This is a genomic window from Sphingomonas kyeonggiensis, assembly GCF_030812785.1.
Classification (GTDB): Bacteria; Pseudomonadota; Alphaproteobacteria; order Sphingomonadales; family Sphingomonadaceae; genus Sphingomonas; species Sphingomonas kyeonggiensis_B.
Genome location: NZ_JAUSTJ010000002.1, coordinates 222645 through 235980, shown reverse-complemented (window position 1 = coordinate 235980; position 13336 = coordinate 222645). Strand labels below are relative to the sequence as shown.

Genomic DNA, 13336 nt, shown 5'->3' with positions numbered 1-13336 from the left:
CTCAGAAGATCGAGGCGGTGAGGCTGACGAGGAAGCGGTCGCCGGGCTTGGGCGCGTTCGGCGCCACCCGGTCGAACGGATGCGCCCAGGCGGCATCGAGCGAGAACCAGGGGCCGATCTGCGCGCGGATGCCATAGCCGGCGGAGCGCAGCGTCGTCCGATCGGCGCCCGGGCCGATATTGGTCAGGCGCACCGCGTCGAGGAATGCATAGGGGCGGAAGACCGAGCGCTTGGCGAACTGGAAGGGCGCGGTGCTGATCTCGAGGGTCGAGCCCAGCGCCCGGTCGCCCGACGCGGCCGAGGGGTCGTAGCCCCGGCCGATCGACAGGGTGCCGGCGGAGAACTCCTCGTAGGAGAGCAAAGGCGTGTTCGTGTACTGCCAGCTGGTCGCGATGCTGGCGGTCACCGGCCCGAACAGCCGCCCGCCGACCGACACATCGGCCCGGAACACGGTCGCATCCGGCCGGCCGCCGAAGCGCGAGGCGACCGGATTGCCATAGGGCGTGGCACCGAGGCCGTTGACGCCCTTGCGCAGCTCGATCGAGCCGGTCGCCACCACCGAATGGGAAGCCAGTTCGCGCGGCGCGATGAAGCCGTCGAGCTTGGCGAAGAACACGCGCAGCTTGTCGTCGGTCAGCGTGGCGATGCCGCCGCCGAACTCGACCTTCTGGTCGATCCATTCGAGACCACCCGACAGGTTCAGATTGTAGCGGCGGTGGCGCAGCAGCGGATAGCTGAGCCGGGCATTGCCGGCGAAGCTGTTGCCGAGCAGGTCGAGCGGCTTGAGCGCGGCACCCGGCCGGGTCCGCGCAAACGAGCCGGACAGGTCGAACTGCAGCCCCTCCCCGCCCAGCTTGACGCTCTCGGTCAGCTGGATGACGCGCTGCTCGGGGCTGGTGATCGTGCCATAGCCAATGATCGTCGTCCGCTCGCCGAGCGGGGTGAAGCTGTTATAGTCGACCCGCGCGGTGGCGAGGTCGCGGCCGATCGAGTCCGAGCCGTAATTGTTCGCCGCGAAGCTGGCCGTCACCGGGGTGCGCGAGACCGCGATGTCGAGATCGACCGCGCCCTTGCCGCCCGGCGTCTGCTTGAGCGAGGCCTGGACGATCACTCCGGGGATGTCCGAGGCGAGCAGCAAATAGCGCTGGGCGACGTTCAGATCGAACGGCGCCATGCCCTTGAGCTTGTCGAGATAGCGCTCGACCTGGCGCTGCGCCGGGCCGACATCGCCATGATAATTGACCGAGGCGACATGCGCCTCGGTGACCGAGAGGATCAGCTTCCCGTCAGCGATGCGCTGCTGCGGGATCTCCACGGCGGCAAGAACGCCGCGGCGCAGGTAGAGCGACGCCACCCGGTCGCGGATCGTGCAGATCGTGGCGACCGGCACTTCGCGGCCGATCAGGTCGGCATAGGCGAGGCGCAGCCGCTCGTCGGAGAGCGCGAGCTTGCCGCTGGTGCCCTGGAATTCGACGCCGCTGAGCGTGACCTTCAGATCGCTGCCGGCAAAGGGGCACGGCCCCGCCTCCATGTCGCGGAACAGCTCGCCGCGCGGGGCTGCCGGCACCGGCGATTGCTGGGCCGGGTTGAGCTGCTGGCGCGAGGGCAGCACCTGCGCAGCCGCGGGCGTGGCGAGCGCAGTGCCCGCAAGGAATGAAAACAGCGCAAGCGTCTTCCGCCCGCTGGAGCGGGTGTGCACGGCAACCTTCGGCATCGATCGGCCTTTTGTCTGAAACGGAGAAACTGGAAGGCCGCCCTGCCCCACGACCCGGTTGGGCGATCCTGCATCCGTAATGTACCGGAGGGGCGGTTTGGCGTCTGTCGCTACTAATAGTGACAGCCGTGGAACGACGTTACGGAAGCCGTCGCTGGCCGGCCCGAAACCCTGGCCGACGGCTAAGCCACGGCAGGAAAATCGCTTTTCCATCGACACCATCCCCCTCCGCGGACGCGCACGCACGATCGCGAAGCTGGCTGCCTAGAAAGGCAAGGCGGGAGCGAATAGCTCCCATATGGGGGTAAAATCCGCGCGCCCTTAGGCGCTCGTCAGACGGGCCGGATCGTCGGCACCGACATCGCCAGCCGCACCAGATCCATCTGGCGATGGCAGCCGGTCTTGGCTTGGATCGTCTTCAGCCGGGTGCGCGCCGTCGAGAGCTGGATGCCCAGTCTCTCCGCCGCCTCCCCCAGCGGCACGCCGGCGATCACCGCATCGGCCAGCTTCTCCTCGGCCGGCGACAGGCCGAAGCGGCGCGCGATCCAGGCGACCGCGCCCGGCGGGGTGTCGTCGGGATCGGAGACGACGAGCAGCACCTGCCCCGGCAGGCTCGGCAGCCCGAAACCGGCGGCGCTGGCGACCGGCCAGAACATCGCATGAAGCGCCGCCCCGCCCGAGCGCCGCGGCAGCATCACGCCGGGCAGGTCCCCGCCCGTCATCGGCGCATCCGCACCGGCGCGGCAGCTGGCGAACGCCTCGTCGAGCGCGCGGCTGCTCCTGTCGTCGAAGCTGCGCGGCTGGCCGAAGCGGCTGAGCGTGATCCCTTCCCCGCACGCCACCAGCGCCTCCGCCTTGCGGTTCATCGTCATCGTCCGCCCTTCGCGGTCGAGCACGAAGGCGGCGTGCATCCAGCCGTCGAACACCGTCTGCGAGGCCATGCCGGCCGAGCGCATGTCCATCAGCGTGCGCCGCAGCTTGAACGCGCGGCTGAAATGCGGAGCGAGCAGGTGGAGCAGCTGCATCTGGTGCGCGCGCCGGTCGGCATCGTTCCAGCGATCGGCGAAGGACAGCGAGGCCCAGCCGCCGGGCTCGCGCTCGAGCACCATGCCCGTGCCGTGGCGGCCGATCCCGTGCGGGCGCATGAAGTCGTTGTAATGCTCGGTGCGGTAGAGTTCCTCGTCGCGGATGATCGCCTCGCTCCGCACCGGATTGCCGACCCGGTTGCGCGGCACGAAGTCGACATAGGGGCTGGTCGAGAAGTGCCAGGCCGCATAGTCGCGCAGCGCAGCCTCGGGATAATTCGCGACCACGTTGAGCGCCGCCGAGGGCACGAGGCTCTCATGGCTGAACAGCGCCACGGTCATCTCGGGATAGATCGACTCGATCCGGTCGACGAGCCGCTGCCACAGGCACGGATCGAGCGCGGCCTCGTAGATGCCGCCGACCAGCTCCGCCACGAGCATCGGGGTCAAGGGTTCCGGGCTTGGCATGGCGCGACTCTTGTTTTGCCTGACCTGGGAAATGCGCGATTAACCCAGGCGGGCTTCCGGAACAAATTGTAACGAGCCCGAAATATTGCGTATGTCGCTATTTCTAGGGACAGGCCTGAGGCGAAACCGATGGTAAAGGCGAAGAAGCCGGGCGCAGCTGCGCGCCCTTCCGATCGCCGCGCACCGGGGCGCGGACCGCTCCAGGATGCCCGAATGGCCGATTCCGCTCCCTCCCGGCTCAAGGTCGCGCTGGTCGAGGACGACATCGCCTTCCAGAACAGCTTCGCCGCCGCGGTGGGCAGTTCGGAGGACATGCGGCTGGTCGGCATGGCGCACAATGTCGCCCAGGCGCGCAAGATGCTGGCCGGCGACCCACTCGACGTGCTGGTCGTCGATCTCGGCCTGCCCGACGGATCGGGGATCGACGTGATCCGCGACGCCCATGCCGCCTGGCCCGATTGCGGGATCATGGTCAGCACCACCTTTGCCGACGAGAAGCACGTCATCGCCTCGATCGAGGCTGGCGCGGCGGGCTATCTGCTCAAGGACAGCTCGGCCGAGAAGATCGCCGACGAGATCCGCGCGCTCCATGCCGGGGGCAGCCCGATCAGCCCGCGCATCGCCCGCCAGATCCTGCTGCGCTTCCGTCCCGCCGAGCCGGTTCCCGCCGCGGCGACGCTGGCCGAGGTGACCCCGATCGCCACCCCGCTCTCCCCGCGCGAGCGCGAGGCGCTGGAGCTGATCACCAAGGGCTTCAGCTATGACGAGATCGCCGAGCTGATGCAGGTCTCGCGCAACACCGTGATGACCTTCGTCCGCCGCATCTACCAGAAGCTCGAGGTCACCTCGAAGGCCGAGGCGATCTTCGAGGCCCGCAACCATGGCATCCTCTAGGACGCTGCGGGCCTTTCTCCTCTATTCCGGGCTGGCGCTGCTGGTCCTGCTCGCCTGCTATTACGGATCGCGGCCCCAGGGCATCCACCTGACCGGCGCCGATCTGCTGGTGCAGGACACCCAGGGCTATCCCCCGCCGCCACGCACCCAGGACTGGCACGCGCTGCAGGGCCAGTGGCAGCAGGTCGCCCTCCCTCATGCGCCGCGCCCCAAGATGGTGCCGGGCGCCGGCGACGGCGGGAAGCTGCCCACCCGGACGAGCTGGTATCATTTCAGCCTCGGCCCCCAGCACGCCGCGCCGCCCCATTCCTATATCTACATCCCGCGCTGGAAGACCGATGGCGAGCTGGCAATCTATATCGACGGGCGGCTCTTCTATCAGACCCATGCCAATCTCCAGTGGAACGGCTCGAACCGCCCGCTCTGGATCCCGCTCGAGGAAGCCGCCGAGAGCACCCCGCCCAGGGACATATTGATCCGCATCCGCCATGTCCGCGGCATCGGCGGCGCGCTCTCCACCCTGTGGATCGGCGATTACCGCCAGCTTGGCGCGGCTTACTACATGCGCGCCTTCTTCCAGGCCGAGCTGCCCTATATCAGCTCGGCGCTGTTCCTCGCGACCGGCGTGTTCGCCTTCCTGATCTGGCTGCGTACCCGCAGCGAGACGCTCTATCTGCTCTATTCGGTGATGACGCTGGTGACGTTCCTGCGCGTCATGCATGCCTATATGGGCGCGGACCGGCTGCCGATCTCCGACGCCTGGTTCGGCTGGATCACGGTCAATTCGGTCGGCTGGGCGGTGCTGATCACGCACCTCTTCCTCACCGCGCTGCACCGCCACCATGTCCGCGCGCTGACCTGGGTCATCACCCTGATGTGCATCGGCTTCGGCGGGATCACCCTGCCGCTGTTCGAGGGCACGACCGACGCGACGATCATCTCGCCGCTGATGTACATCACCATGGTGTCAGTCGGCGCCGTCACCTTCGCGCTGCACATCGTCTGGAGCCGCCGCGCCGGCACGCTGGAGGGCGCCGGCCTCGCGATCTGCGGCCTGCTCTCCTTCATCCTCGGCGGGCGCGACATGCTGCTCCAGAACAACATCATCGACATCGAGAGCCTGTTCGTCTCCTTCTACGCCCAGATCTCGCTGATCATCGTCTTCTGCCAGATCATGCTGAGCCGCTACCTCAAGGCGATGAAGGCAGTGGCCGAATCCAACGTGGTGCTCGCCCGCAGCCTCGCCGAGCGCGAGGCCGAGCTCACCGCCAGCCACCAGAAGTTGCGCGAGATCGAGCGGCGCGAGGTCCTTCTCCAGGAACGCCAGCGGCTGATGCAGGACATGCATGACGGGCTCGGCTCGTCGCTGGTCAGCACGCTGCGCATGGTCGAGCACGGCCATATCGACGAGGCCGACATCGCCCAGCTGCTCAAGGGCTGCATCGACGACCTCAAGCTCACCATCGATTCGATGGAGCCGGTCGAGACCGACCTGCTGCTGCTCCTCGGCACGCTGCGCTTCCGCCTGCAGCCCCGGCTCGAATCGACCGGCATCCGCCTGCGCTGGGACGTGCGCGACGTGCCGCCGCTCGCCTGGCTCGACCAGCGCCACTCGCTCCACATCCTGCGCATCCTGCAGGAGGCCTTCACCAACGTCATCAAGCACGCCGGCGCGACCGAGATCACCGTCACCACCGGGGTGCGCGACGGCTGCGTCTGCGTGGGCGTGGCGGACAATGGCAAGGGTTTCGACGTGGCGGCGACCGGCCCGGGCCGGGGCCTGGGCAACCAGGCCCGCCGCGCCGAAGTGATCGGCGGGCGGGTCGAGATGGAATCGAGCCCCCGCGGCACGCGCTTCACGCTGCTGCTGCCGGTCGAAGGCATGCAGCGCGGCGCCAGCCAGGCGATGGCCTGAAGCCTGTCAGCCCTGCCCGGCCCGCCGATGCTGGGCCCGATAGGCCGCCGGGGTGACGCCCAGCCGCCGCTGAAAGGCCCGGCGAAACGTCTCGCCCTCGGCAAAGCCGCAGCGCGCCGCGGCGAGCTTGGGCGGCACCCCGTCCTCGAGCAGCTGCCGGGCAGCCTCGATCCGCACGCCCTCCACCCAGAAGGACGGCGTCGCGCCGACTTCCTCGTGGAACAGCCGGGCGAAATGCCGGGGGCTGATGCCGGCGCGTGCCGCAAGGCTGGCGACATCGTGCGGCGCGTCGGGATGGGCGATCACCCAGCGCTGCACCTCCTGCAGGATGCTTCGCCCCACCGGGCTCCCCTGGCGGTTCCGGCTATAGTGGAGCTGGCCACCGGGCCGACGGAAATACATCACCAGCTGGGCCGCGACGCTGCGCGCGATCTCCTTGCCCAGGTCCTCCTCGACCAGCGACAGGGCAAGGTCGAGGCCCGCCGTCACCCCCGCGGAGGTACGCAGCCGCCCGTCCCGCACATGGATGGCGTCCATCTCGAGCTGGACGGCGGGGAAGCGCTCGGCAAAGCGTTCGGCAAGCGCCCAGTGGGTGGTTGCCCGGCGCCCGTCCAGCAGGCCCGTCTCGGCAAGCAGGAACGCGCCGGTGCAGACCGAGCCATAGCGCCGCGCCGCTTCCGCCATGGCGCGCAGCCGCGCATAGAGTTCGGGATCGCGAGCGCGGCGATGCAGATGCGGGGCGCCCGCCACGAGCAGCGTGTCGAGACCGAGGCTGGCCGGGGAACCCAGCACCTCGTCGGCGACGATGCGCATGCCTGACGACGCCTCGATCGTCCCCGGCGCGCTTCCGAGCACGCGGATGCTATAGACCGGCTCCCCCGCCTGCACATTGGCTTCCGCGAACACGTCCGCCGGTCCCGACACGTCGAGCAGCTGCACGCCGTTCATCGCGACCATTCCTATCGTGCGTGCCGCCATTGCCTGTGTCCGTTCGTTCCCGGCTTTGGCAGGATTATCCTATTTCCGTATGAACATGCCAGTGCGCGTGCACGCTATCTCCTCGTCTCCCCTCCTAAAGGAGTTCGAGATGCCGATGATCGATCCCGCCGCCGCGATCCCCGACAGCAAACTTGCCCGGGCCATCACCGAGTTCGTCCGCGACAATGAGACGGACCTGCTCTTCAACCATTCCAGCCGAGTCTACCATTTCGGCGCGCTTGCCGGGCTGCATCGCGGCCTGCTGTTCGACCGCGAACTTCTCTATGCCGGCGCGATGTTCCACGACCTGGGGCTCATGCCGGATCATGCCAGCCCGCAGGAGCGCTTCGAGGTCGATGGCGCCAATGGTGCGCGCGCCTTCCTGCGCGAACACAGCGTGCCGGAAGAGGATGTCTATACCGTCTGGACCGCGATCGCACTGCACACCACGCCCGGGATTCCGGTGCACATGCATCCCGTGGTCGCGCTGGTGACGGCCGGCGTCGAGATGGACGTGCTCGGCCTGACCTATGGCGAATATAGCGCGGCCGAGCGCGACGCCGTGGTCACTGCCTTCCCCCGCACGCCGGCCTTCAAGGAGGACATCATCCAGGCCTTTTACGAGGGCATCCGCAACAAGCCCGATACGACCTTCGGCAACGTCAAGGCGGACGTCATCGCCGACAAGGAGCCGCACTTCCACCGCGGCAATTTCTGCCAGGTGATCCGGTCCTCGCGCTGGGCGGGGTGAGGCAGGGCGCAGACCCGCCGCAAGCAGGATGGCCTTGCTCGCGTTTCTGCTCGACAAGCGGCACCGCGCCGATCATCCGGCGGGTGACCGCATCGAAGAGGAACGGCATGGCTGACGACAGGCGAACCGCCGAATGCTGGCTCACGGACATGGACGGGGTGCTCGTCCATGAAGGGCATGCCCTGCCCGGCGCAGCTGCCTTCCTGGCCCGGCTGGTCGAGCGCGAGCGGCGGTTCCTCGTCCTCACCAACAATTCGATGTTCACGCCGCGCGACCTGGCCGCACGGCTCGCACGCGCCGGGCTCGTCGTTCCCGAACAGGCGATATGGACCTCCGCGCTGGCGACGGCGGACTTCCTGTCGCGGCAGCAGCCGCGCGGCACCGCCTTCGCGATCGGCGAGGCCGGGCTCACCACCGCGCTCTACGAAGCCGGCTACACGCTCACCGATACCAACCCGGACTATGTGGTGCTCGGCGAGACGCGGACCCTGTCGTTCGATGCGATCACCCGGGCCGTCCGCCTGATCGAGGGCGGCGCGCGCTTCATCGTCACCAATCCCGATGTGACCTCGCCGTCCCCGGACGGCCCGTTCCCGGCGACCGGGGCCATTGCCGCGATGCTCACCGCGGCCACCGGCGCCCAGCCCTATTTCATCGGCAAGCCCAATCCGATGATGTTCCGAAGCGCGATGACTCGCATCCAGGCGCATGCGGAGAGCACGGTGATGATCGGCGACCGGATGGACACCGATGTGGTCGCCGGCATCGAGGCCGGGCTCGAGACCGTGCTGGTGCTGACCGGCTCTACGCGCCCGGGTGATATCCCGCGCTTCCCCTATCGCCCGACGCACGTACTGGAGACGATCGCCGACGTGGTGCCGCTGATCTAGCGCATCGCTTGGGGCATGCCCCTTTGATCGCCTCGGCAGATCAGTCTCACCGATATTCCCCGCGAGACGAGCGAGGCGGCGTCGATCATATTTCCCGCATGATCGAGAATAGAGATGCCGCGGAACACCGCGCCCCGACCATCCGGGCGAACCTCAGGCTCGCAACCGGTGCGGCGATAAACCTGCTGGGCGTCACGGCGCTGCTCGCGCATGTCTGGCCCTGATCGCCGGCGAAGCGTTCCGATCGTCAGGCGCCTGATATGCCCATCTGATGATGGTGATACAGGAACAGGCACGTCATGATCCCCACCCATCCTGCGAAGAGGAGCACTCCCGTGAACTCCTTCTTTCGTTCTGAAACCGGCAGTTCGACAAACACCAGCCTGAAGCCTGCTCGCAGCGTGAGCGCTGCGCAGACAAGGCCTATCCCGATCACAGCGATGTCACCGGGATAGGGGCTGTGGAACACTTACTCCCCCCCGCAGGAGTGCTGGACATACCCGCCTGCCCCATAGGCCGTGGTACCGAGATGCCCTTCCACGTAAATGCCGAGCGTGCCGGTGAACGGGTTGCCGATCAGGCCCACTTGCAGTCCGGCGAGCGGACCAGCGCTGAGTGACAGGCCCCCAAAGCCGAAGCCGCTCACGCTGGGCGCCTTTCCGTTGGTTCCGACGATCAACCCTCCGCCACCGGACAGGGCCTCCCCTCCCAGCCATCCTTCCGTCAGCACACCGACCGAGGTTCCATCCCTTGTATCCTCTTCGGTAATGACCCCCACGAGTCCGCCCCCCACGGCAGCATCGACTTCCTGGCCTCGAAACTGAAACGCTCCGGCACTGCAAATCAGTGGGGCGGCATTCTGCGGCGCTGGCCGATTGGGCTTGCCTCCACCGGACGGGCCGGGATTGGACGGGGCGCCACCGTGCGGCCGGGGGAAGGCGCCGGCGGATCCATTCTCGCACGGTCCCGGATACACCGGAACGGCCACGATCCTGACGTTTCCGTCTTCGTCGATGGTGGCAGTGCCCTTCAGGCAGGTGCCGGTCGGGTCAAATCGGTTCACCGGGTCCGATTTGACATAATTGTACCAGTTCAGCCCGTCCCCGTACCCGATCGGATCGGTCTGCATGAAGCGACCAAGCGTCGGCGAGTACATCCGCGCCTTGTAGTAATAGAGCCCGAGCTCGGGCATCCATGCCTGCCCGGTATATTGGAAGCGCCCGATATTGCCCGCGGCCGGGATGCCATATTCGTCATAGCGGTTGATGCCGATCGCATTGCCCGAGCCGTCGGTCACGGCCACAACCGAACCGCGCTCGTCCGCATGGAGCCAGCGACGGTCGCCCGTACCGGACCCTTCGTACCAAACCACCGGCTCGTCCGTCCCGGGACCCCAGACATAGCGGCGCAGGATCGTCCCGCTGGTCGAGTTGTACTCCGCCGTCATCCGGCTGCCGGCCCAAGCGAAGCGCGTGTCCCCGGCGGGGCCGGTATAATATTGCAGCAGCTGCCCGCCGGCCGGCTCGTAGACCATCGTGACGCCGGGCGCGGACGACATCCGGTTCTCCGAGGTATAGTCGTAGCTCGAGCTTCCCGAAGCGGTCAGGTTGCCGCGGCCATCATAGCCCAGCGAGGTGCCGCCGGCGGCCGTCACCTGGTTGAGGCCGTTGATCGAATAGGGACGATCGACATTGTAGTGCCCCGTCCAGGCATAGGCATCGTTCGGGCGGGTCGATGCGTCGATCTGGCCTGCCGGATTATAGGTGAAGCCGTTGGTGAAATCATAGGCGCTGCCGCCCAGGTCCTGGCTCAGGGACGAAAGCCGCGACACGGCATCATAGCCATAGCTCGTGCTGGTGCCGTTGCCGCGGGCGACGCTCGTACGCCGGCCAAGGTCGTCATAGCCATAGGTCGCAAGCACGCCGGCACCCGAAGTCGCGCCATTCTCGCGGATCGCGGTGACCTCTCCGGTCAGGTTGTAGTCGTAATCGACATGGAAGCCGTCGCTCCAGGTCATCCGCGTCTCGCGCCCCGCAAGGTCATAGGCATGGAGCGTGCCGGCGTTGTAGTTCTGCTCGTTCACGATACGCCCAAGCGCGTCATAGGTGAACGCGTCGACCGCATAGCCATTGCCGGTGGCGTTGGTGAGGCGGCCCAGCAGATCGTAGCTATAGGCCACGTCCCAATCGAGATAGGCGACGTTCGGCGTCACCTTGCTGGCGACGCGATTGAGGTTGTCATAGCCATAGGTGATCGTCTGACCGTCCCGCAGGCGGCGCGAGGTGACGTTGCTCGCAGCGTCATAGCCCAGCTGCTCGTAATCGCTCGCCGAACTCGTCGCCGCGCCCTGCGTGGTCACCGGATAGGAGGCCTTCGAGAGCCGATCGAATCCGTCATACTCGTAACTCGTCTTGCCACCTTCGCCGTCGGTGACGCTCGCGACCTTGCCGTTGCCGGTATAGGCGGTCACAATTTCGTCCGCCTGATCGGCCGTGCCATAGGCCGTCTGGACCTTGGTGACCCGGGCCGCCGCGTCATAGACATTGTGCGTGATCCGGTCCGGTCCCGCCGCGCCGGTCGTCGCCGGACTGCAGGCAGCGGGAAGGGAGCCCCAGGTAGCGCTGTTCATCCGAACCGCAGTACAGTCCAGGCGCCCCGCGGCATCGTAGCTGTACTGCGTGACATTATAGGTCCCGCCCCCCGCGGTCACGTCATCCCTGGTCTTGAAGCCATTGGAATCATAGGTCGAAACCTGTTGCTGCTGGCTGGAGAAGGCAGCCCAGTCGCCATCGCCGGTCCCGGCCACGGTTCCAGCCTCGACCAGCGTCGGCTGATCGTCGCTATTGTACGTCGTCCGCTGCGCCCTGCGGGGTCGTGGCCCTGCACCGTCCGGATCCGGGGAGATGACACCCACGCGGCGGTTCGCCGCATCGTAGCGGAACGTGGTGGTGTCATCGCTTCCCGCCAGCGGTCCGTCGACGGAAAGGAGGTTGCCGGAGCTGTCATAGGTCGCGGTCTGCGTCGCGGTCAGGCTTCCGTCGCCCGCCCCCTTGCTGATCGTCGTCGGCAACAGGTTGCTGTTATAGGCGATCGTCGCCTTCACTTCGTCGGAACCGCCGACGCAGCTGCCCGTCGTGCCGCAGGCCGAGACGCCCGTCAGCATCGAGACGCCCGCGACCGACGAGTAGCTATATCGGGTTTGCGGCTGCACGCCCCCCGCCGTTGCCGCGGCAGACGTCACCGAGGTTGGCTGCCCCGTCGTCGGGTCATAGGCATAATCGGTCTGGTTGAGCTTCGCGTCCCTGGTCCAGATGGGGCTGTTGCAGGTCACCAGGTTGCTGCAGCTGTCCGCATATTTGGCGGTCGTGACGATATCCGCACCACCCACCGTCGGCTTGGCCTTGAGCGTGGTCGAGGTGAGATTGCCCCGGCCGTCATAGCCATATTGGACCTTGTTGCCTTCGGGATAGGTGACCGCAGTCAGGCGGCTGCTCGTATCGTAATCGAAATGTGTAACGAGGTTGCCCGATGCCATGACCTGGGTGATGTTGATCACCCGCCCCTTGCTCAGGTCTGCCTCCACGATCTTCTGGTTCGAAAGCGCATCGGTGACGGTCGTTGTCGCAATGGAGCCATTGACGTTCCGCAGATAGCTGGTGGTCACGCCATTGACCGTGATCGAGGAAACATAGGCCGGCGTGCCGCTATAGCCGATGGTCGTGGAATTCGACGCGGCGCCCGGGCGCTGGATTCCGGTCAGCTGACCGCTCCCTGTGAACCGCCAGGTTCGGCCAGCCGGGTCGGTAAAATCGCCGAAGTTCTGGACAGGGTTCAGATAGGTGATGGTGGGCGCGGCAACAGGCGGTTGGTTGCTGTTGGAGAACGCCACCGACGTCCTCTGGTACCAGGCGGTCTGCGGTGCGGAGAAATTGCCCGCAGTGTCGGTCTGGTAGCTTACGGTGAACCCATAGCCGGCCGAATTCGTCACGCTCTGCAGACGATAGAAGGAAATGCCCGCGGTGCAGCTGGGTCCCGACCCGCTCGTGCACTTTTGCACCCAGCCATAGTTGATGTTGAACTTCATCCCGTCAGGCCTGGTGACGCTGGTCGGGATGCTGCAGGAGAAGTCGGAGAGCTGGGTGCAGGCATATCCCTGCACCGGATAGCCGCCGCTCAACTTCCCCACGCCGCGCGAGGTGAACTCCGTCTTGGTGCCGTCCGACGCGGTGTAGGTATAACCCGTGGTCGTCGCGACCAATGTCGCGCCATCCCCGGTCAGGGACGTGTAGGTGCTGCCGCTTATCGAGAAAGCGTCCGAGATTTGCCCACGGATCACATAGGCCGTCGTCACGCCGCCAACCGTTCGCAGCGCAAGTCCCCCCGTCCAGTCGTCGTACCAACCGCCGTTGCTGTTGCGCGTGCGGACGAAGGCAAGCTGTCCTGCGCCGCTACCGATCGCCCCCTCGGTGAGGCTGGTGACATAGTTGCCGCTGACGAGATCGACACCATTCTCGTCGACATCGACATGGATCGGCGGCGTCGTCTGGGCCATCGCCGGCACCAGGTGCCCCGCACCGAGAATGGTCGATGCGCAGAGCAGGCCAAGGCGCTTCGCGCGCAGCGTCATGTTTTTGCGGGTCATCATCGCTCCGAAAGGATGTGCGTGAGGGTCTGTCGCGTACCCTTTTTGTCGGGGACGCA

At 66.7% G+C, this 13336-nt stretch carries 10 protein-coding genes; 5 read left to right on the top strand and 5 right to left on the bottom strand.

All coding sequences use genetic code 11. The features are described from left to right. Position 1 precedes the first annotated feature (1 nt). Both J2W22_RS10680 and J2W22_RS10675 read right to left on the bottom strand, forming a co-directional pair. On the bottom strand, positions 2 to 1714 hold the full coding sequence (locus tag J2W22_RS10680) for a ShlB/FhaC/HecB family hemolysin secretion/activation protein (protein ID WP_307118241.1): 1713 nt from the start codon (positions 1712 to 1714) through the stop codon (positions 2 to 4). 332 nt (positions 1715 to 2046) lie between these two features. Continuing rightward, positions 2047 to 3207, bottom strand: a complete 1161-nt coding sequence (locus J2W22_RS10675; RefSeq protein ID WP_307118240.1) for a helix-turn-helix transcriptional regulator — start codon at positions 3205 to 3207, stop codon at positions 2047 to 2049. Between the two features lie 213 nt (positions 3208 to 3420). Between J2W22_RS10675 and J2W22_RS10670 the strand changes: the two genes are divergently transcribed. Beyond that, positions 3421 to 4101, top strand: coding sequence for a response regulator (locus tag J2W22_RS10670; RefSeq protein WP_307118239.1), 681 nt, complete (start codon positions 3421 to 3423; stop codon positions 4099 to 4101). Continuing rightward, positions 4088 to 6016 (top strand): sensor histidine kinase, encoded by a 1929-nt coding sequence (locus J2W22_RS10665; protein WP_307118238.1) that lies wholly within the window; start codon positions 4088 to 4090, stop codon positions 6014 to 6016. The genes J2W22_RS10670 and J2W22_RS10665 overlap by 14 nt, the downstream gene beginning before the upstream one ends. Before the next feature lie 6 nt (positions 6017 to 6022). Here the strand turns inward: J2W22_RS10665 and J2W22_RS10660 are convergent, their stop codons facing one another. After that, positions 6023 to 6994 carry a GlxA family transcriptional regulator gene (locus J2W22_RS10660; RefSeq protein ID WP_307118237.1) on the bottom strand — a complete coding sequence of 324 codons (972 nt, stop codon included), beginning with the start codon at positions 6992 to 6994 and terminating at the stop codon, positions 6023 to 6025. A gap of 109 nt (positions 6995 to 7103) precedes the next feature. Here J2W22_RS10660 and J2W22_RS10655 point away from each other — a divergent pair, with 109 nt between their 5' ends. The 3 genes from J2W22_RS10655 to J2W22_RS10645 all read left to right on the top strand — a co-directional run bounded on the left by J2W22_RS10655 (position 7104) and on the right by J2W22_RS10645 (position 8859). Then, entirely contained in the window at positions 7104 to 7745 is a 642-nt protein-coding gene (locus tag J2W22_RS10655; RefSeq protein ID WP_307118236.1) for an HD domain-containing protein, read from the top strand. 107 nt (positions 7746 to 7852) lie between these two features. Further along, positions 7853 to 8635, top strand: coding sequence for an HAD-IIA family hydrolase (locus J2W22_RS10650; protein WP_307118235.1), 783 nt, complete (start codon positions 7853 to 7855; stop codon positions 8633 to 8635). Positions 8636 to 8733: 98 nt separating this feature from the next. Further along, positions 8734 to 8859 carry a hypothetical protein gene (locus tag J2W22_RS10645; RefSeq protein WP_307118234.1) on the top strand — a complete coding sequence of 42 codons (126 nt, stop codon included), beginning with the start codon at positions 8734 to 8736 and terminating at the stop codon, positions 8857 to 8859. 23 nt (positions 8860 to 8882) lie between these two features. On the opposite strand, the gene J2W22_RS10640 is transcribed toward J2W22_RS10645, so the two are convergent. Continuing rightward, on the bottom strand, positions 8883 to 9104 hold the full coding sequence (locus J2W22_RS10640) for a hypothetical protein (protein WP_307118233.1): 222 nt from the start codon (positions 9102 to 9104) through the stop codon (positions 8883 to 8885). After that, positions 9105 to 13277 carry an RHS repeat domain-containing protein gene (locus tag J2W22_RS10635; protein WP_307118232.1) on the bottom strand — a complete coding sequence of 1391 codons (4173 nt, stop codon included), beginning with the start codon at positions 13275 to 13277 and terminating at the stop codon, positions 9105 to 9107. It abuts the gene before it with no gap. Positions 13278 to 13336: the final 59 nt, after the last annotated feature.

What these genes read in the sequence shown, in the direction of transcription:
- J2W22_RS10680 (WP_307118241.1), bottom strand. Translation starts at nt 1,714, where the DNA reads ATGCCGAAGGTTGCCGTGCACACCCGCTCCAGCGGGCGGAAGACGCTT.
- J2W22_RS10675 (WP_307118240.1), bottom strand. Translation starts at nt 3,207, where the DNA reads ATGCCAAGCCCGGAACCCTTGACCCCGATGCTCGTGGCGGAGCTGGTC.
- J2W22_RS10670 (WP_307118239.1), top strand. Translation starts at nt 3,421, where the DNA reads ATGGCCGATTCCGCTCCCTCCCGGCTCAAGGTCGCGCTGGTCGAGGAC.
- J2W22_RS10665 (WP_307118238.1), top strand. Translation starts at nt 4,088, where the DNA reads ATGGCATCCTCTAGGACGCTGCGGGCCTTTCTCCTCTATTCCGGGCTG.
- J2W22_RS10660 (WP_307118237.1), bottom strand. Translation starts at nt 6,994, where the DNA reads ATGGCGGCACGCACGATAGGAATGGTCGCGATGAACGGCGTGCAGCTG.
- J2W22_RS10655 (WP_307118236.1), top strand. Translation starts at nt 7,104, where the DNA reads ATGCCGATGATCGATCCCGCCGCCGCGATCCCCGACAGCAAACTTGCC.
- J2W22_RS10650 (WP_307118235.1), top strand. Translation starts at nt 7,853, where the DNA reads ATGGCTGACGACAGGCGAACCGCCGAATGCTGGCTCACGGACATGGAC.
- J2W22_RS10645 (WP_307118234.1), top strand. Translation starts at nt 8,734, where the DNA reads ATGATCGAGAATAGAGATGCCGCGGAACACCGCGCCCCGACCATCCGG.
- J2W22_RS10635 (WP_307118232.1), bottom strand. Translation starts at nt 13,277, where the DNA reads ATGACCCGCAAAAACATGACGCTGCGCGCGAAGCGCCTTGGCCTGCTC.